General features: G+C 54.6%; 23 protein-coding genes. All 23 read left to right on the forward strand.

What is annotated here, in order from left to right:
• The first annotated feature begins 126 nt into the window (after positions 1-126).
• The 23 genes from B5E84_RS12915 (at position 127) to B5E84_RS13025 (ending at position 24,894) form a co-directional block, all read left to right on the forward strand.
• Positions 127-1,320: a bacterial transcriptional activator domain-containing protein gene (locus B5E84_RS12915; RefSeq protein WP_087223402.1), complete on the forward strand. Its 1,194-nt coding sequence runs from the start codon at positions 127-129 to the stop codon at positions 1,318-1,320.
• Between the two features lie 156 nt (positions 1,321-1,476).
• Positions 1,477-2,298 (forward strand): Rpn family recombination-promoting nuclease/putative transposase, encoded by an 822-nt coding sequence (locus tag B5E84_RS12920; RefSeq protein WP_242963367.1) that lies wholly within the window; start codon positions 1,477-1,479, stop codon positions 2,296-2,298.
• A 30-nt stretch (positions 2,299-2,328) separates the two neighbouring features.
• Positions 2,329-2,583 (forward strand): hypothetical protein, encoded by a 255-nt coding sequence (locus B5E84_RS12925; RefSeq protein ID WP_087223404.1) that lies wholly within the window; start codon positions 2,329-2,331, stop codon positions 2,581-2,583.
• A gap of 258 nt (positions 2,584-2,841) precedes the next feature.
• Positions 2,842-7,332, forward strand: coding sequence for a DUF7604 domain-containing protein (locus B5E84_RS12930; protein ID WP_162612863.1), 4,491 nt, complete (start codon positions 2,842-2,844; stop codon positions 7,330-7,332).
• 19 nt (positions 7,333-7,351) lie between these two features.
• Positions 7,352-7,588 carry a hypothetical protein gene (locus B5E84_RS12935; RefSeq protein WP_087223408.1) on the forward strand — a complete coding sequence of 79 codons (237 nt, stop codon included), beginning with the start codon at positions 7,352-7,354 and terminating at the stop codon, positions 7,586-7,588.
• Positions 7,581-8,150 carry a signal peptidase I gene (lepB, locus tag B5E84_RS12940; protein WP_087223410.1) on the forward strand — a complete coding sequence of 190 codons (570 nt, stop codon included), beginning with the start codon at positions 7,581-7,583 and terminating at the stop codon, positions 8,148-8,150. The genes B5E84_RS12935 and lepB overlap by 8 nt, the downstream gene beginning before the upstream one ends.
• 99 nt (positions 8,151-8,249) lie before the next feature.
• The gene (locus B5E84_RS12945; protein ID WP_087223412.1) at positions 8,250-9,449 is read left to right on the forward strand and encodes a DUF7601 domain-containing protein; all 1,200 of its coding nucleotides are present in this window, start codon (positions 8,250-8,252) and stop codon (positions 9,447-9,449) included.
• 114 nt (positions 9,450-9,563) lie between these two features.
• Complete coding sequence (gene srtB / locus B5E84_RS12950) at positions 9,564-10,289, forward strand: class B sortase (protein WP_330374260.1); 726 nt, start codon at positions 9,564-9,566, stop codon at positions 10,287-10,289.
• A 26-nt stretch (positions 10,290-10,315) separates the two neighbouring features.
• Entirely contained in the window at positions 10,316-11,083 is a 768-nt protein-coding gene (locus B5E84_RS12955) for a Spy0128 family protein (protein ID WP_087223416.1), read from the forward strand.
• A 181-nt stretch (positions 11,084-11,264) separates the two neighbouring features.
• Positions 11,265-12,062 (forward strand): class B sortase, encoded by a 798-nt coding sequence (locus B5E84_RS12960; RefSeq protein WP_242963371.1) that lies wholly within the window; start codon positions 11,265-11,267, stop codon positions 12,060-12,062.
• 245 nt (positions 12,063-12,307) lie between these two features.
• The gene (gene selD / locus B5E84_RS12965; protein WP_087223420.1) at positions 12,308-13,360 is read left to right on the forward strand and encodes a selenide, water dikinase SelD; all 1,053 of its coding nucleotides are present in this window, start codon (positions 12,308-12,310) and stop codon (positions 13,358-13,360) included.
• Positions 13,336-14,508 carry an aminotransferase class V-fold PLP-dependent enzyme gene (locus tag B5E84_RS12970; RefSeq protein WP_087223422.1) on the forward strand — a complete coding sequence of 391 codons (1,173 nt, stop codon included), beginning with the start codon at positions 13,336-13,338 and terminating at the stop codon, positions 14,506-14,508. Before selD ends, B5E84_RS12970 begins: the two co-directional genes overlap by 25 nt.
• Positions 14,509-14,517: 9 nt before the next feature.
• Complete coding sequence (locus B5E84_RS12975) at positions 14,518-14,754, forward strand: putative Se/S carrier protein (RefSeq protein WP_087223424.1); 237 nt, start codon at positions 14,518-14,520, stop codon at positions 14,752-14,754.
• A gap of 227 nt (positions 14,755-14,981) precedes the next feature.
• Complete coding sequence (gene yqeC / locus B5E84_RS12980) at positions 14,982-15,998, forward strand: selenium cofactor biosynthesis protein YqeC (RefSeq protein WP_204248586.1); 1,017 nt, start codon at positions 14,982-14,984, stop codon at positions 15,996-15,998.
• A gap of 25 nt (positions 15,999-16,023) precedes the next feature.
• Complete coding sequence (gene yqeB / locus B5E84_RS12985) at positions 16,024-16,845, forward strand: selenium-dependent molybdenum cofactor biosynthesis protein YqeB (protein ID WP_242963368.1); 822 nt, start codon at positions 16,024-16,026, stop codon at positions 16,843-16,845.
• A complete protein-coding gene (locus B5E84_RS12990) occupies positions 16,842-17,459 on the forward strand; it encodes a nucleotidyltransferase family protein (protein ID WP_087223428.1) in 618 nt (205 codons plus the stop codon). The genes yqeB and B5E84_RS12990 overlap by 4 nt, the downstream gene beginning before the upstream one ends.
• 47 nt (positions 17,460-17,506) lie before the next feature.
• Positions 17,507-18,136 carry a hypothetical protein gene (locus tag B5E84_RS12995; RefSeq protein ID WP_087223430.1) on the forward strand — a complete coding sequence of 210 codons (630 nt, stop codon included), beginning with the start codon at positions 17,507-17,509 and terminating at the stop codon, positions 18,134-18,136.
• Between the two features lie 125 nt (positions 18,137-18,261).
• Positions 18,262-18,765 carry a dihydrofolate reductase gene (locus B5E84_RS13000; protein ID WP_087223432.1) on the forward strand — a complete coding sequence of 168 codons (504 nt, stop codon included), beginning with the start codon at positions 18,262-18,264 and terminating at the stop codon, positions 18,763-18,765.
• Between the two features lie 89 nt (positions 18,766-18,854).
• A complete protein-coding gene (locus B5E84_RS13005) occupies positions 18,855-19,745 on the forward strand; it encodes an aldose 1-epimerase family protein (RefSeq protein ID WP_087223434.1) in 891 nt (296 codons plus the stop codon).
• A 44-nt stretch (positions 19,746-19,789) separates the two neighbouring features.
• Positions 19,790-20,680 (forward strand): sulfide/dihydroorotate dehydrogenase-like FAD/NAD-binding protein, encoded by an 891-nt coding sequence (locus B5E84_RS13010; protein WP_087223436.1) that lies wholly within the window; start codon positions 19,790-19,792, stop codon positions 20,678-20,680.
• Positions 20,680-22,074, forward strand: coding sequence for an NADPH-dependent glutamate synthase (gene gltA, locus B5E84_RS13015; RefSeq protein ID WP_087223438.1), 1,395 nt, complete (start codon positions 20,680-20,682; stop codon positions 22,072-22,074). Before B5E84_RS13010 ends, gltA begins: the two co-directional genes overlap by 1 nt.
• A 78-nt stretch (positions 22,075-22,152) precedes the next feature.
• Positions 22,153-23,505, forward strand: a complete 1,353-nt coding sequence (locus B5E84_RS13020) for an MATE family efflux transporter (protein ID WP_204248587.1) — start codon at positions 22,153-22,155, stop codon at positions 23,503-23,505.
• Positions 23,506-24,894 carry an MATE family efflux transporter gene (locus B5E84_RS13025; protein ID WP_087223442.1) on the forward strand — a complete coding sequence of 463 codons (1,389 nt, stop codon included), beginning with the start codon at positions 23,506-23,508 and terminating at the stop codon, positions 24,892-24,894.
• Positions 24,895-25,048 lie beyond the last annotated feature (154 nt).

A 25,048-nucleotide genomic window follows, 5' to 3' on the forward strand; every position in this document is an offset into this window, starting at 1 on the left:
TTTACAACAGAAGAACGATTCTGTTGTAAATAGCCGGACCCCTCTTTTTCGTGTGGGTTCCGGACGGCAAGGTGTGAGTGGAGAATTATCAATGAAAGAGACAGGCAAAGAGTTTTTTATGTTCGGATGCTGGGGGATTTTTCAATCACCTGCGAGGGGAAGGAACTGCTGCTGGGCCGCAAGAGCACGCTGAAATTTATTCAGATGCTGCAGCTTGTGTGGCTGCGGGGCGAAAAGGGAATCACGAAGGAACAGCTGATGAAGGCCATCTATGACCGCAGCGAGGTCTCGGATTCCAACAACAGTATTAACAATCTCCTGTACTGGATGCGCCGCCAGATGGTAAAGGCCGGCCTGCCCAAGGGAGAATATATATCACGAAAAAATGGCTTGTACGTGCCGGATGAGAACTTTCCGCTGGCGGTGGACGTCCACGAGTTTGAGGAGTGGGCCGCCAGGGGAGAGGAGGAGGCGGACGAGGAGACTGCCTGCGCCTGCTACCGGGAGGCGCTGGAGCTGTACCAGGGAGAGCTGCTCCCTTCCATTTCCACGGAAATCTGGGTGATGAGCGAGAACGCCCGGCTGAAAAAGGTATTTGAGAGCTGTGTGTACTGGATGGAAAACTACTACCGCCGCCACGAGGAGTACGGCGAGCTGGAGCAGCTCTATGAGCGGGTGATCCGGCTGTATCCGGAGAGCAGCTGGCAGATCCGTCTCATTGACCTGGTGTTTGAACGGGGCGAGTACAAGCGTGCCCAGAGCCTTTACAATGAGATGGTGAGCCAGTATTCCGAGGAAATGGGAATGCCGCCCACGGCGGAAATGCTGCGCTGCTACGAGCGGATCAGCCAGATCCCCCATCAGCTCACCGGGGAAATCGGGGAGATCGGCAAGGAGATCTGGGAGTGCGCCAAGCCGGTGAAGAATGTGCGCAAGGCCTATTACTGCGCTTACCGCGGGTTCGTGGACGTGTGCCACGTGACCAACCGCAATATGGAACGGTCCGGCCGTTCTGTATTTCTCATGCTCTGCACCCTGGTGGACTACGAGGGGAAAATGATCCGCAACCAGGAAAAGCTGAAATCCCGCATGGATATTCTGGGAGAGGTGATCGGCAGCAGCCTGCGCAAGGGCGACGTTTACACCCGCTACAGCAATTCCCAGTATCTCATCCTGTTAAGCGGAATTGACCAGAAAAACTGTGAAATCATTTACCGCCGCATCAACCGCAGCCTGAAAGAGCAGGCCGGCAGCCGGGCGGAAATCGAATACGACGTGCTGTCCCTGGCGGAGCTGCGGCCCCCCTACGACTGGGAGTAAAAAATGGGAAAACCCGGAAGGGCTGGATGGAAATGTTTCCGGCATTCCGGGTTTTTTGTCGCCCTAATTTCCGAAAATTCCCTGATATAATCAGAAAAAGACTGACGTCCCACCGCCGGTCGTGTTATAATTTAGGAAAGAGAGGGATATACTTTCGTGAGACAAAGAGAGAAAACCATCCAGGAGCTGGATCTGGAGGACGATTTTCTGTTCGCAAAGGTGATGAGCGACCCGGAGGTCTGCCGGGGCGTACTGGAACAGATTCTGGGGATTCCCATTGAACGGGTGGTCTCGCCGGAGGCCCAGCGGACCATTGATCTTTTATATGAAGGAAAGGGGATCCGGCTGGACGTATATGTCAGCGACGGGGAAGGCACCGTTTACAATGTGGAAATGCAGAGGGGCCGCAGGAGGGATCTTCCCAAGCGGGCCAGGTATTATCAGGGAAATGTGGATCTGGACCTGATTTCCGCCGGAGAGCCCTACTCGGCGCTGAAACGGACGTACGTTATTTTTATCTGCACCTTTGACCCCTTTCAGGACGGCAGGCATCTGTATACATTTGAAAATATCTGTAGGCAGAATCCGTCCCTGCCTTTGGGGGATGAGACGGCAAAGCTGTTTTTAAACACCAGGGGAACGGCGGAGGACGTGGAGCCGGATCTGCGGGAGTTTCTGGAGTACGTGGAAAACACCACCGACGCCTTCGCTCAGGAGGCAGCCAACCCCCTGATCGCCAAGATCCATGAGCGGGTGCGGAAGGTGAAACAGAGTAAAGAAATGGAGGTTGAGTATATGACACTGATGCAGAGGGATCGGGAGAATATTGAGATTGGAATAGAGAAAGGTACTGAGCGCACAAACAAAATTATTCGCCTGTATGTGGATGGACTTGGAACAGATGAAATCGCTGCCCGCCTGAACCTGGATGCTCATATTGTGGAGAAGACGATTCAGGGCTTTATGGGAGAGGGATGAAGATTGGAAGAAATAGAGGGAGGCAAGAATATGTTGCTGATGTGGAGAGATCGGGAGAATATTGAGATTGGGAGAGAGATAGGGTATGCGGAAAGGTATGCAGAAGGATATGCAGAAGGATATGCCAAAGGATTTGCGGAAGGTCTGGCAGAAGGAATGGCCCGCACAGCCAAAATCATCCGCCTGCACGTAGATGGCCTTGCAGCCAATGAAATCGCCGCCCGCCTGTGCCTGGATCCCCACATTGTGGAGTACACAATCCAGAAATTTACAGAGGTGTCGTAGCCAGTCCCGCGCTGCCGGGGGGGCGAGGGCTGGTGATTTCCCCTATTTCATTTCAAATTTACGACCGTCGTATGAAAAAATCATACGGCGGTTTTTGTCTGTCCGCTTATTTTTCACAAAAAAATCATAAATTACAAAAAAATCCCATGTTTTGATAGGTCTCATGATACCCAATTTGATAGAATCATCGAAAAGAATAAAAGACATATTTGACGCTTGTGCATGGACAAAATAGAAAGAGGGAGGAAAAGGCAGGATATGGGAAAAGAAAACGGTAGGGGAAAGAGCCGCAGAAGAAATATTTCGCAGGCCAGGAAATTCCTGAACCGCGAAGGGAAAAAGCTCTGCTCGGCAGCGCTGTGTGTCAGCCTGTTGTTTGGCAGTGTGCTGAATACGACAGTCGCGGCAAATAAGGATACAGACGACGATGGATACGAGTTTGAGCTGAGCCGGGCCTCACTGTATCAGGCCCTTCAGGACGCCGTATTAAACGGCGACACGGTGGATGAGGACATGGAGTTCCGGGGCAGCGCGGCGGAGGAGTACAGCGAGATGTTCGCTCCCAGCGGCAGCCTGTATGAGCTGAAACCGGAGATTGAGGACAACGACGGCAAGGTGCAGCTCCGTGTGTTCGCGAAACTGGATCAGGACATTGATCTGGACAGCGAATACGAGGCGGCGGGCACCGAGGAGATTATGTTCCTCCTGACGAACCGGTCTGACGAGGCTCAGAAAGCCGTCATCTATATGGATGACAAATATACGGAGGAAATCGAGGTGGCCCCCGGCAAAGCCATTGCGGTTCAGGAGGATGAGACCTCCCAGGGCCCGGCAGGTGGCGGAGCCGGAAACGGCGGCGGATCCTCAAGCGGCGGTTCAGCCGCAGGCGGAGAGACCCCGGCGGACACCGAGACCACCGGCCCGGCAGATGAGGGCGGACAGGCTCCGGACAACGGAGGGGCCCCCACAGAGTCCCAGCCGGAGGAAACCACCGGCACGGAGAACGAGGATGACGTCACCACTCCCGGCGGCGCCACCGATTCGACAGAGGGCAATGAAACCGTAACAGACGGAAACGGGGAGACGGGAGACAGCGCTGACGATAAAACCGATGACAGCGCAACCAGCGACAACGACAACAGCACAAGCGTTGAAGATGGAGATAATGAAAACGGCGGTAACGGTGGAGACGCCGAAAACACCGGAGATCCTAATACAGATTCCGACAATGCCGGAAATGAGAATCAGTCCGGCGGCCAGACTGGTGCCGGAGAAGGCGGTTCTGAGAATACCGGAAATACCGAAAACGGCGGCGGATCTACAGAAAACAGCGATGGCGGAAACAGCTCCACAGGCGGCGACAGCACCACGTCTGACGGCGGTTCTGGCAGCAACGGTGGAGACAGCAGTTCCGATAGCAGCGACAGTGGAAACAGCGGTTCCGACAGCGCCACCACCACAGCGGCGATTTCTTTCCACAAAGCCAGTTGGGTAGCAGCACCGGTAGCCACAGATTCCGATATGCCGGTAGCCACGAGTTCTGATCTGGCGACGAACTCCGATCTGGAGAAACTGATCGACGGCGAACTCTACGAGGCCGTAAGACTGAGAGAGAACGGCGCGGTTGCCTTCGTGACCACCCTGGATGACCTGGGAGTGATGGATGGCTGGGGACCGATTGTGTTTGGGCAGAAGTTTGAGGCGGACATTGATGGGTTCCGGGTGCGGGCGATTGCCAGGAAAGGCGTGCTGAGAGACGCTGAGGAAATGCGCGTAGAACAGCTGACCGCAGAAGAACATCCGGAGAAGTACAACGAGGCAGTAACCGCTCTGGAGCAGGCTGGAACGCAGTACGAAGGCATGATGGCCCTGGATATTACTTTCCGCGACAGCGAAGGTGTGGAAGTGGAACCCAATGGAGAGGTTCAGGTATCCATCGAGCTGAAGGAAGGCACTCTGCCGGAGGACGCAGATCCGTCTACGGTGGTAGTTCAGCATCTGAAAGAGACTGGGGATTCGGTTGAAGTGGAGAAAGTGGCCGATGCCGCTGAGGATACGAATGGTATCGTGGCTCTGGCGGAGGAACTGACGGATACGGATGAGATTGAAGTTAGTGATGAGGCCCAGGCAGTGGCTGCGTTTAGTGTGGAGAGTTTCTCGACATTTACGATTACGTGGAATACTGGCAGTCTCGGAAAAACATTAAATATTGAGTTGCACTATGTTTCAGAAGGAAATGATCTTTTGGCGCAGGGGAAGATTGATACTAGTGATTTGAATCAGTCGATAACTGAAGGACGACTTATTTACTTCAAGGATTATATAGGAGAGCCAACTGAGGGCAGCCTAGAGTACTTGGGCGCACATTATGGGAAGGTAGACGGATCAGAAGTTGTGTCCTTTAAAGCTATTGAAAGTGGAAAGTGGCCAAATAAATCATACAAAATTGAATTTTATAATGAGAGTGGACAGTGTGTTGCGACGATAGAGAACGGAGATTGGGAGTGGGCTAAAACCGCAAATATCTATCTTGTATTTGGCCCAGGTGAGACAGTTGATCCGCCGCAACCCAGTGAAAATATGCTGACCAAGAGTAAGACAGTAACGTACGACGAGAAGACGGGTGCGTATAGCTTGAATTTATCAGTTTCCGGCTCTAAGGGAACCGATACGATACAAGCGAAAGTAGATGTCTTGTTTATTGTGGATACCTCAACTAGTATGAATGATGAGATGGGTACCTGGCCAAACAAGGACACAAAGTTAGCTTTTGCAAAAAATGCAATAAGTACTGCAATTACTAATATAAATGAAAATAGTAATATTGATGCGCGATATAATGTTATAGAATTCGGAAGTAAATCGTACTTGTTGAATAGCAGCTGGAGTACTTCAATAAATACAAATGGAATAAAACTGGCACAAGAGCATTTTAATAATAGCCAATATGGCGGTACCAATTATGAAGATGCAATTACAAAAGGAATACAACAGTTGCAAAGCTGCCGAGATGGTGCAGAACGATATGTGATCTTCTTATCGGATGGACTTCCTACGTTTAGAAATAGTAACATAACAGCTAACGAAAAAAAATACTCGGCAGACGGGAAGAGATATGACTGGTACGGTACGGGACAGGGAGACACATATAACCCAGAGGCTGTGTATCCGAATGAAGATGAACGAAATGTTATATCATGCTTAAATACCGCTAAAACAGCAATTACAGAAATGAATTGTGATGGCTTTTTCGCTGTTGGATTAGGAGGAAACTTTGAAAAAGCTTTGCAGGAATTAGTAAATGCTGTGCCAGCAGAAAACAAGTTGAATCCAATAACTGCATCTGACGGAGATGCCCTGAAGAATGCTTTTGACAAAATCGCAGGCGAAATTATTTCCTATCTGTGCACAAATGTAACAGTAATTGATCCGCTGAGTGAGTATGTAAAACCGGCTGAGGCGGATCCGAAACTTACAATTACAGTTGATAAGGGTAATGGTAATTCTCAGACGGGAGTGGGATCAGTATCCCTTGTGAAGACAGACAATAATGCTGCAACGACAATAACAGCAAGTTACAGTGACGGAGAGATCACCCTGAATTTCCCGGAGGATTATCAGCTGGAAGAAAACTGGACTTATACAGTTACCATGGGAATTGAGGCGACAGAAAAAGCATATCAAACTTATCGTGATAATGCAGAAAAGTCCATCACCGAACTATATCCCAATACAGGGGATAAGGGAACTGGGTATCACGCAGAGCAGCCAGGTTTCTATTCTAATAAGTATACCGATACAGAAAAAGCGACGGTTACTTATACCTACAAAGGAAGTAGTAAAACAGAAGAATTTGCAAAGCCTGTAATTCAGATCCATCCTGGAACTTTGGTGATCACAAAAGAAATTGCTGGTAATTTAACTTCTGCGGAGAAAACGGCATTAGTCAATGCGTTATCTTTTGAAGTAGAACTTAAGTGGCATGACGATGATTTAAAGGATAAAACAGACACCAAGACGTTATCTTTGAAAGATGTAACTCCGGATCAGAACGGAAAATACACGTTCACGATTGAAAATCTTTCTCCGAACACGCAATATTCTATTACAGAGAATGGCGCAGACGTAACTGGCTATACCCGTGCGACCACTTATCAACAGGGAACTGGAACTCCGGTATCTCTTACGACGGATCCGGTAACAGGAACAATTTCTAAAGGAACTACAGAAACAGTTGCTTTTGTAAATACATATTCAAAACAAGATGTAGAATTAAAAGTAACTAAGACTGTAGCAGGAGATATGGGAGAAACAAATCGTTCATTTAACTTTGTATTGACTTTGGAAAAGAACAACACAGAGTATACTGAGGATCTTACTGTAAAAGATCAAAGTTCTCTTGAATACAAAGACAATAGGAAAGGATACCCGTTTGAACTGTCTCATGGCGAGACTGTTGCAATCACAATTCCGTATGGTTATGAGTGGGAGATTAAGGAAACTCCAGTTTTTGGATACGATACAGAGATTAAGGTGGACGGCGTAATAACAGCGGAGGCTAAAGGAACGGCAGAAAAGAATACAGAAGTAGTATTCACTAACACAAAGGACTCCAGTAAGATCCCGCTCACCGGCATCTTCACCGACAAACTGCCCTACCTGCTGATGTTCAGCATTGCCATGATCTGCACGGCGGGAGCTATGTTTAACAGCTCTGTCAGACGGAGACATGGACGGGAGGAAGAATAAGGAATAAGGAGACGAGCCTATGGGAGCGAAGAATATGGACGACATCGCAGAGCTTTTCAAGACACTGCGCTTCCGGAAGCAAATCGTTGGTGGGGTCAGCGAGATCGACGTTTGGAAGAAACTGAACAAGATCCAGGAGGAGTACCGCTCCGCCTACGAGATCCAACAGGAACGGTACGAGGCCCGTTTACAGGAAAGGGACGAGGAGATCGCCTCTCTGAGGGAACAGATTTCCAAGGGAACTGCCCATGAGTAAACGGAAAAAAGCAAAAGAAGTCAAACCGGTGACGCCGGAAACGGTGATCCATTTCCGGCTCCGCCGGTTGGCTGACTATGAGGACGTAAAATCCTTTTTTGGAAAACTGATTATGATGGCGGTCATGTTGTATATCATGTTCGGGGTCCTGTTTGGAATCACCCCCATGAAAAACAACGATATGTCCCCCAGAATCAGTTCCGGCGATGTACTTCTCTACTACCGCCTGGAGAACAAGCTCCGTGCTCAGGATGTGGTCGTATTTGAAAAAGACGGCAGACAGTATGTGGGCAGAATCGTCGCAGTAGGCGGAGACAGCGTGGAAATCACGGAAAACTCCACTCTGCGGGTCAACGGGAGCACCATTGTGGAAACGGATATTTTCTACTCCACTCCCCGGTATGGGGATGAGGTGAGCTACCCGCTGGAGCTGGAGGAAAATCAGTTCTTTATCCTCTGTGACTACCGGGATGGCGCGAGAGACAGCCGGTATTTCGGAGCCGTGGAAATGAGCGAGATGAAAGGAAAAGTGCTCGCGGTGATCCGCCGCTCCAGCCTGTAACACAAACGACAGGCAGTGAAAACGATACATATTGCCGAAAAAGCCTGCGGCAATATATATAAAAGAAATGTAAGAAAATAAGAAAGTGAGGAAGTATCTATGAAAAAGACGAGAATCGCAAAAATGCTTACGGCGGTAGCTTTGTCAGCGGCTATGGTGATGACTATGGGAGGAATGACGGCATTTGCAGCGGGAATAACGGGTGATGATGAATCTGTAGTAAATGGTATTAAATTTAATAAAACATTACAGAAATCAGATGCCAATGCGACAACTCCTACGGTTACATTTGGTTTCTCTATAAAAGGAGCTTCTGAGGCTCAGTGTGGGACTGGAATTAGACAGGGAGTTGGTACTCCAAGTTTGGTATATGGCACGAGTGGTGAAAATGGAGTGTCTTTTGACAAAGATGATACTACGGCGGAGGATTTAACCAAATCTGTTACGATTAATTTTGATTCTGTGACGTTTCCAGAGCCTGGAGTATATCGTTATTTAATTGAAGAAAATGCTCTCCCTACTAATATTGGAACTATCTCCAATGATGATATGGCTAGATTTTTAGATGTGAGGGTGATTAATGTCGGTGAGGGTGAGCAAAAGGAAAAGAAAATTGATTTAGTTGTTTTCCGTATGGCTAAGAAAGTAGATAATACTTATGTAGTAGACACAGAGAGAGCGAAAGATGGGACATTCGTAAATACATACACAACTTATAGTTTGAATTTAAGTAAGACTGTAAAGGGTGATATGGGAGAAACAGATAGACCCTTTACCTTTAATATTGAATTTTATGGTGGACAGAGTGGAACAGAATTTAACCTTGTTCTTAATGACACAACTAAGGGTAATTTAAGGGAAGAGAAAATTACATTGGGAACAGATGGAACGGCTAACGCAGCAGGAGCAGTTTCTTTAAAAGATGGAGGAACAGTTACTATTTCGGGTATTCCGTCTAATGTAAAATATCAGATAAATGAGGTAAATCCGAGCTATAACTATAAAACTGTAGAGTATGTTATTAATAATGATACGACAACAGAGGGAATGAGTGATCTCCATACGTGGGGTTCCAATGATACTGTATTTGGAACTGGTACAGGGAATGAAACAGCAGATCCAGCCATTGGAATTGATGTAACAAAGTCTACAAATACAGTAAGCTTTACAAATACGAGAACTACAGATGACATCCCCATGACCGGTATCATCCTCAACTTCGCTCCCTACATCCTTCTCGTAGCATTCGCAGGCGTATTTGCAGTTCTGTTCCTTCGTAAGAGAAGAGAGGAGTTCTAATCCGGGATCGGATGATCTTGTACATACTATGAAGATGTGGTATCATGAGGAACGGCATAACCATTGAGACAGAATGATTACTGAAAAGCAGACAGGAGGTGTCCCAGAGTGGAGATGGCGGCCAGAGCAGCCAGGATTGGGGATAAGTTGCTTAGCTTGTTCGCGGTACTGATGATTTTTACCATGCTTACATATGGAGGCTATTCCCTCTGGGACAACTACATGGTGAACCATGGGGCCTTCCTCAGCAAAGACCTTCTCAAATACAAACCGGCGGATACCGGCGGGGAAAATCTTTCCCTGGAGGATCTGATGCTGATCAACGAGGAAACCTGTGGTTGGATCACCGTTGACGATACTCATATCGACTACCCCGTTGTGCAGGGGGAGGACGATCTGAAGTATGTAAACACAGATGTGTTTGGAGAATTTTCCCTGTCAGGTGCGATTTTTCTCTCCTGCAAGAACAAGACCGATTTTTCAGACGGTTACAGCCTGCTCTATGGACACCACATGGACAACGGCGGAATGTTTGGAGATGTGATCGAGTTTACGGATGAGGAATATTTTTCCGCACGGGAGACAGGGGTCCTGTACCTGCCCCACAAGACGTATCAAATCCGGCTGTTTGCCTGCATGGAAGTGGACGCCTACGACTCCATCGTCTACGGACACGGAGAGGGATGCGATATGCAGCGGCTGCTGGATTACCTGAAAACAGACTCCACCAATTACAGAGACATTGGCGTCACAGCCGATGACAAGATCATAGGAATGTCCACCTGCGTGGACGCGGTGACCAATGGCCGGGTGGTTCTGTTTGGCCGGTTAGAAGAATAAGCACAAGAAGGAGGTGCAGTGAAGAAATGTATCAGAAAATCAGGAAATTGTTCTTTCGTACGCTCGTTCCGGCTGTGCTTGCGGCCATGATGATTCCCACGACGGCATTTGGTCAGGGAAAGTCCTGTACCGTAACCATTCCGGCGGAGATTCAGGTGACTGGCAGTTCTATTCCGTCGGATGTGGAATACAAGCTGGTCATGGAGAGAGTGACCGAAAACGCTCCGATGCCGGAAGTCACGGAAGTGACCCGCACAGGCGCCGGAGAGGTGAATTTCGGGCCGATTACCTATACATCGCCGAACGATTACCATTACCGCATTTTCCAGAATTCAGAGGCGGTAAATCGTTTCACCTACGATGAAACCGTGTACCTGCTGACCGTTCGGGTGACCAATTCCGCTACGGCGGAGGGCGGCCTGGCCTATCAGGTATGGATCGCCAATGAGGCGGACGAGACGGTAAAGGCAGACGACCTTCTGTTCACCAACAGCTACTACAGACCTGGCGGTGGCGACAGCGGTGGTGGCGGCGGCAGCACATCACCTGGCGGCGGCCCCTACAATCCCAGCGGCCCTGGCGTGGAGGGCGACGGCCTGACGGAGATTGATGACGATGCAACCCCGTTGGCCCCTGGATTTGGCGAAGGCACACAGATTGACGACGATCTCGTTCCGCTGGCGCTGCCGAAGACGGGAGACACCACGAACCTGGCCCTTTGGGCGGCTCTGATGGCGATTTCCGGCGGCTGCCTGATCTTTTTGGCGGTGACGGGAAAACGCCGGAACGCATAAAAATGCGGATCATATGACAACAGCAAATAAGACGGGGTAGTTTCGGCTGCTCCGCCTTTTTGTTACACAGGATACCAGGGGCACGGGCCGGACATCCGGCGGGGGCTTATCCGCGTGAGGCGGCCTGACTATTTTGCCCCATCCACACAGGAAACTCAGGAGGTAACCGGTTTTGGACAGCATGAATGACAGAAGAAAGGGAAAAACCCTCAGGTGGCTGGTGATGGCAGTGTGCGCGGTGGTGTTTATCGGCTCTGCCGTTGTGTTCAGCACCATTCTCTTAAACGTGAGGCGGGAGAAAAATACCTTTACGGAGCTGGCGAAGATCGCCAATGAAGGGGCTGCGGCGGAGACTGTCGCGGTGGTTTCTGGGGACAGCGATGGCGAGGAGAAGGAGCCTTTTGCCCTGCCCCGCTACGCCACCCTTCACGAGATGAACCCGGACATGGCTGGATGGCTGAAAATCGACGGGACGAAGATGGATTACCCGGTGATGCACACGCCGGAGGATATGCAGTATTACATCCACCGGGATTTCTATGGAAAGGAGTCCGCCAGCGGTACGCCCTTTATCGGCGACAACTGCGACGCGGACAGCATGAGCGTGCTCATTTACGGCCACAATATGAAAAACGGCACCATGTTCGGCGAATTGGACGAGTATGAGGACGAGGCTTATTGGCAGGCCCACCCCATCATCCAGTTTGACAGCCTGAAGGAGGAGCGGGAGTATGAGGTGTTCGCCGCCTTCCGCACCCGGCTGCTCTATGAGGGGGAGGCCGGTTTCCGGTATTATCAGTATGCCGGGGAGCTGGAAAAGGAGGATTTTGACGAGTTTGTGGATCAGTCCCTGCGGGCCTCCAGCATTGACACCGGCATTGTCCCGGAGTACGGGGATCAGATTTTGATTCTCTCCACCTGCAGCTATCACACGGAAAACGGACGGTTTGTGGTGGCGGCGAGACGGGTGACAGAATAAGAAACGATCCGGCGGAAGAAACCGCCCGGAATCCTGCCAAAGTTCCCAGCTATTCTGGGCCGGGGCGGCGGGGCCGGGCGGTTTTTTGCGTTTATTTCTTGAAATAGAACAAATGTTCGAAAAACCTGTTGCATTCTGCCGCGATCTGCGCTATAATGGGGAAAAACATACCGGTGAAATCCATATCCCACCGGTTTTCATACCTATTTTGCAATGCTTTTCTACAAAACAAGGAGGGAAATGATATGATACCAGACGAACAAGTCCGTTTAAGCCATATGGCGCCGGGGGGAGGCTGCGCGGCGAAGATCGGCCCAGGCACCCTGCAGGGCATTCTGGAGGGGCTGCCGCGGTTTGAGGATGCCAATCTCCTGGTGGGGATTGAGACCAATGACGACGGGGCGGTGTACCGCATTTCCGACGATCTGGCTATGATTCAGACTTTGGACTTTTTTCCGCCCATGGTGGACGATCCCTTCCTGTTTGGCCAGATCGCGGCGGCCAACGCCCTCAGCGACATTTACGCCATGGGCGGGGAGCCGAAGGTGGCGTTAAATATCGTGGCGTGGCCAAACTGCGTCAATCCGGCTATTCTGGGCCGGATTCTGGCAGGCGGAGCGGAAAAGGTGAAGGAGGCGGGAGCGGTGCTGGCCGGGGGCCACTCCATCCAGGACGACGTGCCGAAATACGGCTTAAGCGTCACCGGCTTTGTCCATCCCCGGCGGATGTACACCAACTGCGGCGCCAGGCCCGGCGACGTGCTGTTTCTCACGAAACCTCTGGGAACCGGCCTGGTGAATACGGCGGTGAAGGCCGGTATGGCCTCCAAGGAGGCGGAGCGGGAGGTGGCCCAGGTGATGACGGAGTTAAACCGGAAGGCAGCGGAGTGCCTGCGGCGGTTCGGCGTCCACGCCTGCACCGATGTCACCGGCTTTGGCCTGGCGGGCCACGGGGCGGAGATGGGGGCCGGCAGCGGCGTGACCCTGGAGCTGTCCTTATCCCGCCTGCCGGTGCAGAAAGAGGCGGTGGAGTGCGCCAGAATGGGCCTGGTGCCGGAGGGCAGCTACCGCAACCGGGAGTTTTTGCGGGACCGCGTCCTGGTGCGGGCGGAGCCGGCCTGGGCGGCGGATCTGCTCTTTGATCCCCAGACCTCCGGCGGATTGTTGGTAAGCCTGGGAGAGGAGGACGCGGCGGCCCTGGAACGGGACGGAGAAAATGCCGGACTGCGTTTCCCATTCCGGGCTGTGGGCCGTGTGCGGGAAAAGGAGGGGCCATGGAACGTGATACTGACCGACTGATTTATCTGGACAATGCGGCTACCACGGCGAAAAAGCCGGATGTGGTGGCCCAGGCGGTGTACGATGCCATCCAGGGCGGCCGTATGGGAAACGCGGAGCGGGGAGCCGTGGGCGGTTCCCTGGAGGCGTCACGGGTGGTGTACCGGGCCAGAAAGGCGGTGGCGGAGCTCTTTGGCTGTCCCAGCCCGGAGCAGGCGGCGTTTACGGCCAATTCCACGGAAAGCCTGAATATGGCCATTCAGGGCCTCTTAGAGCCTGGCGCCCACGTGATTACCACCGTGATGGAGCACAATTCCGTTCTCCGTCCCTTAAGGCGGATGGAGGCCCAGGGGGTGGAGGTCACCGTTCTCCCCCTGTCACCGGCAGATGGCTGGCAGATCCCGGCGGCGGCCTTTGAGCAGGCCATCCGCCCCAATACGGAGGCTATTATCTGTACCCACGCCTCCAATCTCACAGGCGATCTGGTGGACATCCAGGCGGTGGGAGCCCTTTGCCGCCGCCACGGCCTGGTGTTCGTGCTGGACGCCTCCCAGACAGCGGGGGTGTTTGACATTGATATGGAAACCATGGGGATTGACGTGGTGTGTTTCACCGGTCACAAGAGCCTGTTCGGCCCCCAGGGAACCGGCGGGATCTGTGTGAGGAAGGGACTGTCTGTCCGCCCTCTGCTGGAGGGGGGCACCGGGATCCGCACCTATGACCGGAGACAGCCGTTGGAGATGCCCACAGCCCTGGAGGCAGGCACCCTCAATACCCACGGCATCGCCGGCCTTCTGGCCGCCCTGGAGTGGCGGAAGGAGGCGGGGGAGGCCGGCCTGCGGGAAAGGGAACTGGAGCTGGCCGCGGCCTTTTACGAGGGCGTGAAAGAGCTACCGGGGATGACGGTTTACGGGAATTTTGAGCGCAGGCTGCGGGCTCCCATTGTGGCGCTGAACCTGCTGGATTACGACTCCGGGCAGGTGGCGGAGGAGCTTTATGAGCGGTTCGCCATCCAGACCAGATCCGGCGGCCACTGTGCGCCTCTGTACCATCAGGCCCTGGGGACGGAGAGACAGGGGGCGGTGCGGTTCAGTTTCTCCTGTTTTAATACGGAGGAGGACGTGGAGGCGGCCGTCCGCGCGATGGAAATACTGGCAAAGGAAGGGTAGGGATAAACGATGCGGGAGAGAGAGGAGTCGGTGCTGGTTTCCTTCCGGACGACGGCGGAGGCCATGGCCATGGAGGATCACTGCGGCAGGGACGGGATCCCCGGCCGCCTGATCCCCATTCCCTCCTTCGTGTCCGCCGGGTGCGGATTCGGCTGGAAAGCGCCTAAGAGGGAGCGGGAACGGATTTTGGAATATATGAAGGCCCAGGGACTGGGATATGAGCGGGTGGGGGAGTATTTGCTGTGAGGAATTTGGCGGCAGAAATCCAGAGAGAGTCATTGTTTATAAAAAATTTAGAACAAATGTTCGATAAAGTGTTTGCAGTCGGTGACTCTCTGTTTTATAATGAGGGAACCATGAGGGAATAGAAGAATGGCGGATGTTCCAGATGTCCCGGATGTTCCAAATGTTCCGGATGTTCCGGGAAAATGCGGAGGAAATGGCGAAGGAAATGGAGAAGGAGGAGCGCGGCGGTGAAGAAGGAGAGCGGTGTGCTGGCGGCTTTGGGGCTGGAGGAATGGCTGGAGACGGATACTCTGGAGAGAGAGAATGAAGACGCGGGAGACGATTCCCGGCTGTCCTCCCTGCGTCCGCCCCGGCCCCACTCCCCGTTTGTCATAGCCCTGGTAGGCGGAGGCGGCAAAACCACCTTGATGAATACCATCGGCAGAGAGCTGGCGGAGACAGACCGCAGGGTTCTTCTCACCACATCCACCCACATCGCCCTCCCGGAGACGGGAAACGTCCTGATCCTGGATCCGGAGAGAAACCGTCTGGAATATCTCCGGCGGGAGGAGCCGGGGGAGCGTTTTTTCGGCGGCGGCGGTTTGGAACAGGCTCCGGCTCTGGGAGATGGGAACTCATCCCGCCGGGATCTTTTGGCGGCTGGTTGCACAGTTCCCGCCGGGATTTCCGGGCCGGTGGATGATTTCCCCTTTCTGAATGTAATTCCCGCCAGCGGCGGCTTTGTGTTCACAGCGGGGGCGCTGGAGACTCCTTTGCCGGCCGGGGACAAAGGGGATGTTTTAGGGAGTGTTCCGCCTCAGAGAAAGCTCACCGCTCTGCCGGAGCCTCTTTACAGCCGCCTGAAATCCCTGGTGGACGTGGCAGTGGTGGAGGCGGACGGGGCAAAACGCCATCCTCTAAAGGTGCCTGCCGCCCATGAGCCGGTGATTTGGCCGGATGTTTCGGCAGTGCTGGGGGTGGCAGGGCTGTCTGCCCTGGGGCGTCCCGTGGGAGAGACGCTGTTTCGCCGGGAGCTGTCCGCCTGGGACGGAGACCAGATCGTGACGGCGGAGCTGATCGCGGAGCTGTTGTCCTCCCCTCAAGGGGCGAGAAAGCAGGTCCGCAGCCTGGAGTACCGGGCGGTGCTGAACCAGTGTGACACAGAGGAACAGCTGCAGGCCGCAAAGGAGATCGGAGCCATGCTCCAGAGCCAGGGAATCCACGGGGCGGCTCTGTCCTGGGGACAGCCGAGATGGATATTTTGACCGTTACAGATGGAGGGATAGAGACGTGAGACAGAGAAAAGTATTGATAAAGGGAGCCGGAGATCTGGCCACAGGGATTGCCTGCCGCCTGCACAACAGCGGGTTTCAGGTGGCGATGACGGAGCTTGCCGTTCCCACCACGGTGCGCCGGACGGTGGCGTTTTCCAGGGCCGTTTACGAGGGATGGGCGGAAGTGGAAAACATCACCGGAGTATTGTGTAAAAGTGAGGCAGAACTGCTGGCCGCGGTGGATCAGGACCGGATCGCCGTACTGGTGGATGAAAGGTGCCGGATCCGGGAAAGCTGGAAACCGGATGTGCTGGTGGATGCCGTGATTGCCAAGAAAAATACAGGCACCAGGCTGGAGGACGCCCCCACGGTGATCGGCGTCGGGCCGGGATTTACCGCCGGTGTGGACTGCCACTGTGTGGTGGAGACGAAACGGGGCCACGATCTGGGCCGCTGCATCTGGGAAGGCAGTGCCGTACCGAACACCGGCGTTCCGGGAATCATCGGCGGTTATGGATTGGAGCGGCTGGTGCGGGCATCGGCGGACGGCGTGTTCACGGCGGTGGAGCCCATCGGCAGCCGGGTGAAAAAGGATCAGGCAGTGGGCTATGTGGATACCGGCGATGGACGCGTGCCGGTGACTGCCCAGATCGACGGCGTGCTGCGGGGGATTCTCCAGGACGGCGTGACGGTGTGGAAGGGCATGAAGGCCGGGGATGTGGATCCGAGGGATGTGGAGCGGCACTGTTTCACCGTCTCCGACAAGGCCCGCGCCATCGGCGGCGGCGTCCTGGAGGCGATTCTGACCATGGAAAAAAGCCGGAGGCAGTCCCTATGACGGCCTCGCAGCCGGTGATCCTGGTGCTGCTGGCCGCAGGCGAGGGAAAGCGGTTTGGCGGGGATAAGCTGCTGTACCAGGTGGATGGGAGGCCCATGTACCGCCTGGCGGCAGATCTCGCCCTGGAGCTGGGAGAGGCTGCGGCCGGGCGCATGGTGGTCACCGGTTCGGAGCAGATCATGGAGGAGCTGAGCCGGGACGGCTTTGAGATCGTGGAAAACCGGCAGCCGGAGCTTGGGATCTCCCATTCCGTGAGGTTGGCAGTAGAGCAGGCCGGGACGCGGCCGGGCGGATTGTGCTTTATGGTCTGTGACCAGCCCTGGCTTACGGCAGCCACCCTGGAGCGCTTTCTGGAGGCCTGGAAGGCCAGCGGAAAGGGCATGGGCTGCCTGTGCCATCTGGGCCGGCGGGGAAACCCGGCAGTATTTGCGGAACCGTACCGGGCGGAGTTAAAAGCCTTATCCGGCGACCGGGGAGGACGGCAGGTGATGGACCGCCACCCGGAGGACGTCTTTTTCTATGAAGTGGAAGACGGGCGGGAGCTGCGGGATCTGGACCAAAGGCCGGGAGCCGAAACAGATATAGGGCGATCCTCTGCTGTAGATTCATTTTGACATTTCCAGTCGTATCGCTTATATTAGTAGGGATTGCGGAGGTAACTATGATTTTATTAGAGAGAACAAGCGTGATGAACCTGGAGAACGCCATGCGCGGCGCCAGGAATCCCATGAACAGCTGGGCCAGGATGGACAGCGGCTATGACGCGGAGGGAAACTACGTGTTGGGCCCCAATGATCTGGATCTGGCCAGGCGGCTGCGGAAAGCAGGCAGCGACCACCGGAAGTTTATCCGGCAGATCTTTGTGTCCGTGGATATTACGGCTCCTCTGTACTGGTGGAAGGAGTACGATACCTACAAAGTGGCCACGGTGGCCAATTCCACCAGCACCATGCACAAAATCCACAGCAAGCCCTTTTCCATAGACGACTTCAGCCACGACCATATGACGCCGTCTACCCTGGCTTATATGGAGACGGTGGTGGAGAAACTGGAGGAGATCCGCCTGCGCTATATGGAGACCAAGAGCAAGGAGGACTGGTACGACATGATCCAGCTCCTGCCCTCCAGCTACAACCAGATGCGCACCTGCACCTTCAACTATGAGACCCTGGTAAACATTTACTTTGCCAGACGGAATCACAAGCTGCAGGAGTGGCACACCTTCTGCGACTGGATCGCGGAGCTGCCCTACGGAAAAGAGCTGATCATTGCGGAGGAAAACGAGAAATAGGCCTGCGGCATAAGGCAGGAGTGACTGGCGAGGAGGCCGCAGCGGGGGAAGTGTCCCTGTTGCGGCCATTTATGTCCCCGCCAGAGCGCCGGTGCCGGGAGAGAGATGAGAGAGGAGACGAGAGGATGAATCTGATCGCGGCAGTTGACAAAAACTGGGCCATCGGAAACGGCGGCCGCCTGCTGGTGTCCATTCCGGAGGATCAGCGGCTGTTTCGGGAGGAGACCATGGGAAAAGTGGTGGTCATGGGGAGAAAGACCCTGGAGAGCCTGCCGGGGGGACAGCCCCTTCACGGCAGAACCACCGTTGTGCTCAGCCGGGATCCCCAGTTTCAGCCGAAGGGAGCGGTGGTCTGCCGCAGCCTGGAGGAGGCCCTGGAGGAGCTTAAAAAATATCCGTCGGAGGACATTTTCGTGGCAGGCGGGCAGGAGATTTACGAGCTGTTTCTGCCCTACTGCGATGTGGCCCACATCACCTATATTGACTACGGCTACGAGGCCGACACCCGGTTTCCCAATCTGGATGAGTCGGAGGAGTGGCGGATGCTGTTAGCGGGAGAGGAGCAGACGTATTTTGACCTGTGCTACGAATTCCGGCTGTACCGCAGGGTGAAAGGCCTTCGGAAATAGCAGTTGCCAATCCCGTTCTATGATGTTAAGATAAAGAGAATGGCACGGCCCGGACGGGGCCGCGGCGAAGGAAAGGGAGGGAAAGCCGTATGTCGGAAAAGAAAGTGATCCTGGAAAATGAAAAGCTGCTGATGGAGGTTGAGCCCTTTGGGGCGGAGCTGACCCGCGTTTACGATAAGAAGAATGACTGCGAGATGCTTTGGGAAGGAGATCCGAAGGTCTGGGGCAGACATTCCCCCATTCTGTTCCCCTTTGTGGGAAGATGTTTTGAAAATCAGTACAGCTATGATGGAAAGACCTATGCCATTGGACAGCACGGATTTGCCAGAGACATGGAGTTTGAGCCGGTGAAAACAGGGACGGACGAGGTGTGGTTTGCCCTTGCGGATAGCGAGGAGACATTAAAGAAATATCCCTTCCGTTTCCGGCTGGAAGTGGGCTACCGTCTGGAGGAGAACCGGATCCATGTGATGTGGCGGGTGAAAAATCCCGGTGAGGACGAGCTGTATTTCATGATCGGCGCCCACCCCGCGTTCCGGACGCCGAAGGGAAAGACTATTTATGACTATACCTTTGATTTCCACCAGTCCGGGAAACTCCATTACCAGGCGCCGGACGAGGCCGGCTACCGGGAGGCGGCGCTGGACGGGGAGCTGGATGTAAGGGACGGCCGGATCCCCCTGGAAAAGGGATTTTTCCAGGATGTGCTCACCTACATCTTTGACCGGGGCCAGGTGGAAAAAATCAGCCTTCTGGTGGACGGCAAACCGTTTGTGACGGTGGAGTGCCCGGGATTTCCCTATATGGCCATCTGGACCATGGAGGAGACCCATCCCTTTGTATGCCTGGAGCCGTGGTACGGCCGCTGCGCGGAAAAAGGGTTCCAGGGGGACTTTAAAGAGAGAGAAGGCGTCTGCCAGTTAGGGGCGGGCGAGGAGTTTGCGGCGGAATACGTGATCTGCGCGGACGCCGCCAAATAGTGAAGGATACAAAAAGAGGAAGGTAAGAAAGGCAGGAGAGTAAAATGTTTCAGATTACAAGATCCGAAAAGCTTGCGGACAAAATCTATCTGATGGACGTAAAGGCTCCCCGTGTGGCTCGTTCCTGCGAGCCGGGAGAGTTTGTGATCGTAAAGATGGATGAGAAAGGGGAGCGGATCCCCCTTACGATCTGCGATTTTGACCGGGAGGCCGGCACCGTCACCATCGTGGTGCAGACGGTAGGCGCGTCTACGGAAAAGATGGTGCAGCTCAAGGCGGGAGAGTATTTCCAGGACTTTGTGGGTCCCCTGGGCAACCCCTCTGATTTTATCAAAGAGGACGTGGAGGAGTTAAAGGGAAAACGGTATCTGTTCGTCGCCGGCGGCGTGGGAGCGGCTCCCGTGTATCCTCAGGTAAAATGGTTCCACGAGCACGGCATTGACGTGGATGTGATCGTGGGAGCCAAGACGAAGGATCTTGTGATCCTGGAAAAGGAGATGGAGGCGGCAGCGGGAAATCTCTACATCACCACCGACGACGGCAGCTACGGCCGCAAGGGAATGGTGACGGAGGTCATCAAGAACCTGGTGCAGGACGAGGGAAAGCAGTACGACGTCTGCGTTGCCATCGGCCCCATGATCATGATGAAATTTGTGTGCCTTCTGACAAAGGAGCTTGAGATCCCCACCATCGTCAGCATGAACCCCATCATGGTGGACGGAACGGGAATGTGCGGCGCCTGCCGTCTGACGGTGGGCGGAAAGGTGAAGTTCGCCTGTGTGGACGGACCGGAGTTTGACGGCCATCTGGTGGATTTTGACGAGGCGATGAAACGGCAGCAGATGTACAAGACGGAGGAAGGCCGGGCCATGCTGAAACTGGCGGAGGGCGACACCCATCACGGCGGCTGCGGAAACTGCGGAGGTGACGAATAATGGATCTGATGAAACGAGTGCCTGTGAGAGAGCAGGATCCGAAGGTAAGAGCGACCAACTTTGAGGAGGTCTGCCTGGGATACAATGAGGAGGAGGCAGTGGCGGAGGCCAAACGGTGCCTTCAGTGCAAAAATGCCAGATGTATGAAGGGATGTCCCGTTTCCATTGACATTCCCGGATTTATCAAAGAGGTGGCGGAGGGGAACTTCGCCGAGGCGGCGAGAGTGATCGCCCGTTCCTCCGCCCTTCCGGCCATCTGCGGCCGTGTGTGCCCCCAGGAGACCCAGTGCGAGGGCGTGTGCATCCGCGGAATCAAGGGCGAGCCGGTTTCCATCGGAAAGCTGGAGCGCTTTGTGGCTGACTGGTCCAGGGAACACGGGATCGTCCCGGAGAAACCGGAGACCACCAACGGGAAGAAGGTGGCCGTCATCGGTTCCGGCCCCGCGGGCTTAACCTGTGCCGGTGATCTGGCGAAGATGGGCTATGAGGTGACGATCTTTGAGGCCCTTCACGAGCCGGGCGGCGTGCTCACCTACGGCATTCCGGAGTTCCGTCTGCCGAAGGAGACGGTGGTGCGGGCCGAGATTGAGAACGTAAAGAAACTGGGCGTGACCATCGAGACCGACGTGGTGGTGGGAAAATCCGCTACCATTGACCAGCTGATGGAGGAGGAAGGATTCCAGGCCGTATTTATCGGCTCCGGCGCCGGACTTCCCAAGTTTATGGGCATTCCCGGCGAGAATGCCAACGGCGTATTTTCCGCCAACGAATATCTCACCAGAAGCAACCTGATGAAGGCGTTCCGGAACGACTATGACACCCCCATCGCAGCCGGGAAAAAGGTAGCTGTGGTAGGCGGCGGAAACGTGGCCATGGACGCCGCCAGGACGGCTCTGCGTCTGGGCGCCGACGTACATATTGTGTACCGCCGCAGCGAGGCGGAACTGCCCGCCAGAGCGGAGGAGGTGCACCATGCCAAGGAGGAGGGCATTGTATTCAACCTCCTGACGAACCCGGTGGAGATCCTGACGGATGAGAAAGGCTGGGTAAAGGGCATGGTAGTGCGAAAGATGGAGCTGGGAGAGCCGGATGCCTCCGGGAGAAGACGCCCGGTGGAGATCCCCGGTTCCGACTACACCATTGATGTGGATACGGTGATCATGTCCCTGGGAACCTCCCCCAATCCTCTCATTTCCTCCACCACGGAGGGCCTGGAGGTGAACAAGTGGCGCTGCATCGTGGCGGACGAGAAAAACGGCAAGACCACGAAAGAAGGCGTCTATGCCGGCGGCGACGCGGTGACGGGAGCGGCCACGGTGATCCTGGCCATGGAGGCCGGAAAGGCTGGAGCCAGGGGAATTCATGAGTTTCTGTCGGGAGCAGGGGAGGACTGACGGGAGAAACGGAGGACGGACAGCAGCGGCGGCCGCCTGATTGGCGGCGCCGTTTCTCTATAAAACCTGTTGTTTGATATGAAAAAGTATGTAGATCTCTTAAACGGAAATATTTTAACCGCCCTGACGGAGCTGGCGGTGCCCATTATGGCCACATCCCTTGTCCAGATGGCCTACAATCTGACGGACATGGCCTGGATCGGCCGGGTGGGCAGCAGCGCCGTGGCGGCGGTGGGCGGAGCCGGGATGTACACCTGGCTGTCGGCGGGGGTTGTGACCCTGGCGAAGATGGGCGGCCAGGTAAAAGTAGCCCAGTCCCTGGGAGAGGGAAACAAAGGGGAGGCGGCCCGCTACGGAGGCGCTGCCATCCAGATGACCATGGCTCTGGGGATTTTATACGGGCTGGTGATGGTACTCTTTACCCGTCCGCTGCTCAATTTCTTTCAATTATCGGATGAGGCCACTCTGGTACAGGCCGTGGATTATCTGCGGATTGCCGGAGGGCTGATCTTCTTTACATTCATAAATCAGACCCTTACCTGTCTGTTTACCGCTATCGGAAACAGCAAACCCACTTTTTTTGCAAACTGCATCGGCCTGGCGGCCAACATGATTCTGGATCCGTTGCTGATCTTTGGAATCGGTCCCATTCCAGCCATGGGGGCGGCGGGAGCTGCCATCGCCACGGTGACGGCCCAGGCGATTGTGACCGCGGCTATGATCTGGAATGTGAAACGGGACAGGATCCTGTTCGACGGCATTCAGGTGTTTCAGCGGCCGGAGCTTGGCTGTATGAAGACCATCACGGCCATCGGGCTGCCGGCGGCTCTGCAGAGCTCCCTTTACTGCGGGATCTCTATGGTGCTGACCAGGTTTGTGGCCGCCTGGGGCGTCACGGCGGTGGCGGTGCAGCGGGTGGGCGGACAGATCGAGTCCATTTCCTGGATGGCGGCGGAAGGATTCGGCACGGCGATCAACGCCTTTGTGGCCCAAAACTACGGGGGCGGCCGTTACAGCCGGGTGCGAAAGGGGTATTTCAGCGCGGCGGGACTGATGGTGGTATGGGGTGCCATCACCACGTTCCTGTTGGTGGGTTTCTGTGGCCCGCTGTTCCGGCTTTTTATCACGGAACCGGAGGTGGTGCCGGCGGGGATGGATTATCTGCGGATCATCGGCTACGGGCAGCTGTTTATGTGCATGGAGCTGATGACGGTGGGAGCGCTGTCTGGGCTGGGAAAGACCTTCCTGTGCTCGGTGATCAGCATTTCCCTCACCTCCGCCAGGATTCCTCTGGCCATGTTTCTGGGGGCTACGTCCCTGGGGCTTAACGGAATCTGGTGGGCGCTGACCATCTCCAGCGTCGCGAAGGGGCTTGTATTTTTTATAAACTATATGATGATATTAAAAAAATTACCGGGGGAGGAACTTTAAATGAAACGGGCAAAGACGCAGGAAGAAAAGTACAGGCAGATGATGGAAATGCCGGTATCCCGGCTGATTCCGGGTCTGGCGGTGCCGACCATCATCAGTATGCTGATCACATCCATTTATAATATGGCGGACACATTTTTCGTCAGCCAGCTGGGCACCAGCGCGTCCGGGGCTGTAGGCGTGATCTTTTCCGCCATGGCCATCATTCAGGCGTTGGGGTTCGGCTTTGGCCAGGGCGCCGGGATCAACATTTCCCAGTCCCTGGGAAACAAGGATACAGCCAAAGCGGGAGAGGCGGCGGCAGCCTCCTTTTTCGCCGTGTTGTTTCTGGGGATCGTGATCGGCGTGGTGGGGAATCTGTTTCTCCATCCCCTGGTGATGATGCTGGGGGCTACGCCCACCATCGCGCCCTATGCGGAGGACTACGCCAGATACATTCTCATCGCATCTCCCTTTATGATGTGCGCCTTTGTGATGAACAATGTGCTGCGTTCCCAGGGAAATGCCGTTTACGCCATGGTGGGAATCACCACCGGCGGAATTCTCAACATGATTCTGGATCCCATTTTTATTTTCACCTTTGAGATGGGAACCAGCGGGGCGGCTCTGGCTACAGGCTTAAGCCAGCTCATCAGCTTTGGGATCCTGCTTTGCCAGTGCAATCTGCGGGGGGACTGCATTTCCATCCGCTGGTCGGATTTTAAGCCCAGTTTTCAGATTTACGGGAAGATTCTGCACGCCGGCCTGCCCAGTTTCTGCCGTCAGTCCATCGCCAGCGTGGGGACGATTCTCTTAAATTTCTCCGCAGGCGTCTACGGGGACGCGGCCATTGCGGCCATGTCCATTGTGAACCGGTTTATGATGTTTATCAATTCCGCCATGATCGGCTTTGGCCAGGGCTTTCAGCCGGTTTGCGGGTTTAATTTCGGCGCCAGACGGTATGACCGGGTGCTGGAGGCCTATTGGTTCTGCGTGAAGGTGGCGGTGGTGATGCTGACGGTGCTGGCAGTGGTCTGCTTTATTCCCGCCGGACAGATCATTTCTTTATTCCGCAAGGACGACGCGGAGGTGATCGCCATCGGCACAAGGGCCCTGCGGTATCAGCTGCTCCTGGCTCCGGCCATGGGCTGGATCACCATGGTGAATATGCTGTCCCAGTCCATCGGCTACGGGTTCCGGGCCGCGGTAGTGTCCGTCGCCCGCCAGGGGATTTTCCTGATTCCCGCCCTTCTGATTCTTCCGGGGATTTTCGGGCTTACAGGCATTCTCATCTCTCAGCCGGCGGCGGATGTGTGCACATTGATCCTCAGTACGGCAGTGGTTTTTCAGATCCTGCGGGAGTTAAAAACCATGGATCAGGAACAGCGCGGGCTGGCCCGGAACGCATAGGGAAAATGCCGCTCTGGAGAGGGAAATCTTCTGTGGGCAATTATGCTGTATAATCGGGAAAATACGGGATGATTTTTCTGTGCGGACAGGGAAAAAAGGTATGGACGAAATCGACATTTTGTGAGAAAATGATACCAGGTATGGCGTGATTGTT

This window comes from Lachnoclostridium sp. An14, assembly GCF_002160755.1.
Classification (GTDB): domain Bacteria; phylum Bacillota; class Clostridia; order Lachnospirales; family Lachnospiraceae; genus Lachnoclostridium_A.

What these genes read in the sequence shown, in the direction of transcription:
- gltA (WP_087223438.1), top strand. Translation starts at nt 20,680, where the DNA reads ATGGATCTGATGAAACGAGTGCCTGTGAGAGAGCAGGATCCGAAGGTA.
- B5E84_RS12970 (WP_087223422.1), top strand. Translation starts at nt 13,336, where the DNA reads ATGGAACGTGATACTGACCGACTGATTTATCTGGACAATGCGGCTACC.
- B5E84_RS12955 (WP_087223416.1), top strand. Translation starts at nt 10,316, where the DNA reads ATGTATCAGAAAATCAGGAAATTGTTCTTTCGTACGCTCGTTCCGGCT.
- B5E84_RS12995 (WP_087223430.1), top strand. Translation starts at nt 17,507, where the DNA reads ATGATTTTATTAGAGAGAACAAGCGTGATGAACCTGGAGAACGCCATG.
- B5E84_RS12960 (WP_242963371.1), top strand. Translation starts at nt 11,265, where the DNA reads ATGAATGACAGAAGAAAGGGAAAAACCCTCAGGTGGCTGGTGATGGCA.
- B5E84_RS12975 (WP_087223424.1), top strand. Translation starts at nt 14,518, where the DNA reads ATGCGGGAGAGAGAGGAGTCGGTGCTGGTTTCCTTCCGGACGACGGCG.
- B5E84_RS13005 (WP_087223434.1), top strand. Translation starts at nt 18,855, where the DNA reads ATGTCGGAAAAGAAAGTGATCCTGGAAAATGAAAAGCTGCTGATGGAG.
- B5E84_RS13025 (WP_087223442.1), top strand. Translation starts at nt 23,506, where the DNA reads ATGAAACGGGCAAAGACGCAGGAAGAAAAGTACAGGCAGATGATGGAA.
- B5E84_RS12930 (WP_162612863.1), top strand. Translation starts at nt 2,842, where the DNA reads ATGGGAAAAGAAAACGGTAGGGGAAAGAGCCGCAGAAGAAATATTTCG.
- B5E84_RS13010 (WP_087223436.1), top strand. Translation starts at nt 19,790, where the DNA reads ATGTTTCAGATTACAAGATCCGAAAAGCTTGCGGACAAAATCTATCTG.
- B5E84_RS12945 (WP_087223412.1), top strand. Translation starts at nt 8,250, where the DNA reads ATGAAAAAGACGAGAATCGCAAAAATGCTTACGGCGGTAGCTTTGTCA.
- srtB (WP_330374260.1), top strand. Translation starts at nt 9,564, where the DNA reads ATGGCGGCCAGAGCAGCCAGGATTGGGGATAAGTTGCTTAGCTTGTTC.
- B5E84_RS13000 (WP_087223432.1), top strand. Translation starts at nt 18,262, where the DNA reads ATGAATCTGATCGCGGCAGTTGACAAAAACTGGGCCATCGGAAACGGC.
- B5E84_RS12925 (WP_087223404.1), top strand. Translation starts at nt 2,329, where the DNA reads ATGTTGCTGATGTGGAGAGATCGGGAGAATATTGAGATTGGGAGAGAG.
- selD (WP_087223420.1), top strand. Translation starts at nt 12,308, where the DNA reads ATGATACCAGACGAACAAGTCCGTTTAAGCCATATGGCGCCGGGGGGA.
- B5E84_RS12915 (WP_087223402.1), top strand. Translation starts at nt 127, where the DNA reads ATGCTGGGGGATTTTTCAATCACCTGCGAGGGGAAGGAACTGCTGCTG.
- B5E84_RS12935 (WP_087223408.1), top strand. Translation starts at nt 7,352, where the DNA reads ATGGGAGCGAAGAATATGGACGACATCGCAGAGCTTTTCAAGACACTG.
- B5E84_RS13020 (WP_204248587.1), top strand. Translation starts at nt 22,153, where the DNA reads ATGAAAAAGTATGTAGATCTCTTAAACGGAAATATTTTAACCGCCCTG.
- B5E84_RS12990 (WP_087223428.1), top strand. Translation starts at nt 16,842, where the DNA reads ATGACGGCCTCGCAGCCGGTGATCCTGGTGCTGCTGGCCGCAGGCGAG.
- lepB (WP_087223410.1), top strand. Translation starts at nt 7,581, where the DNA reads ATGAGTAAACGGAAAAAAGCAAAAGAAGTCAAACCGGTGACGCCGGAA.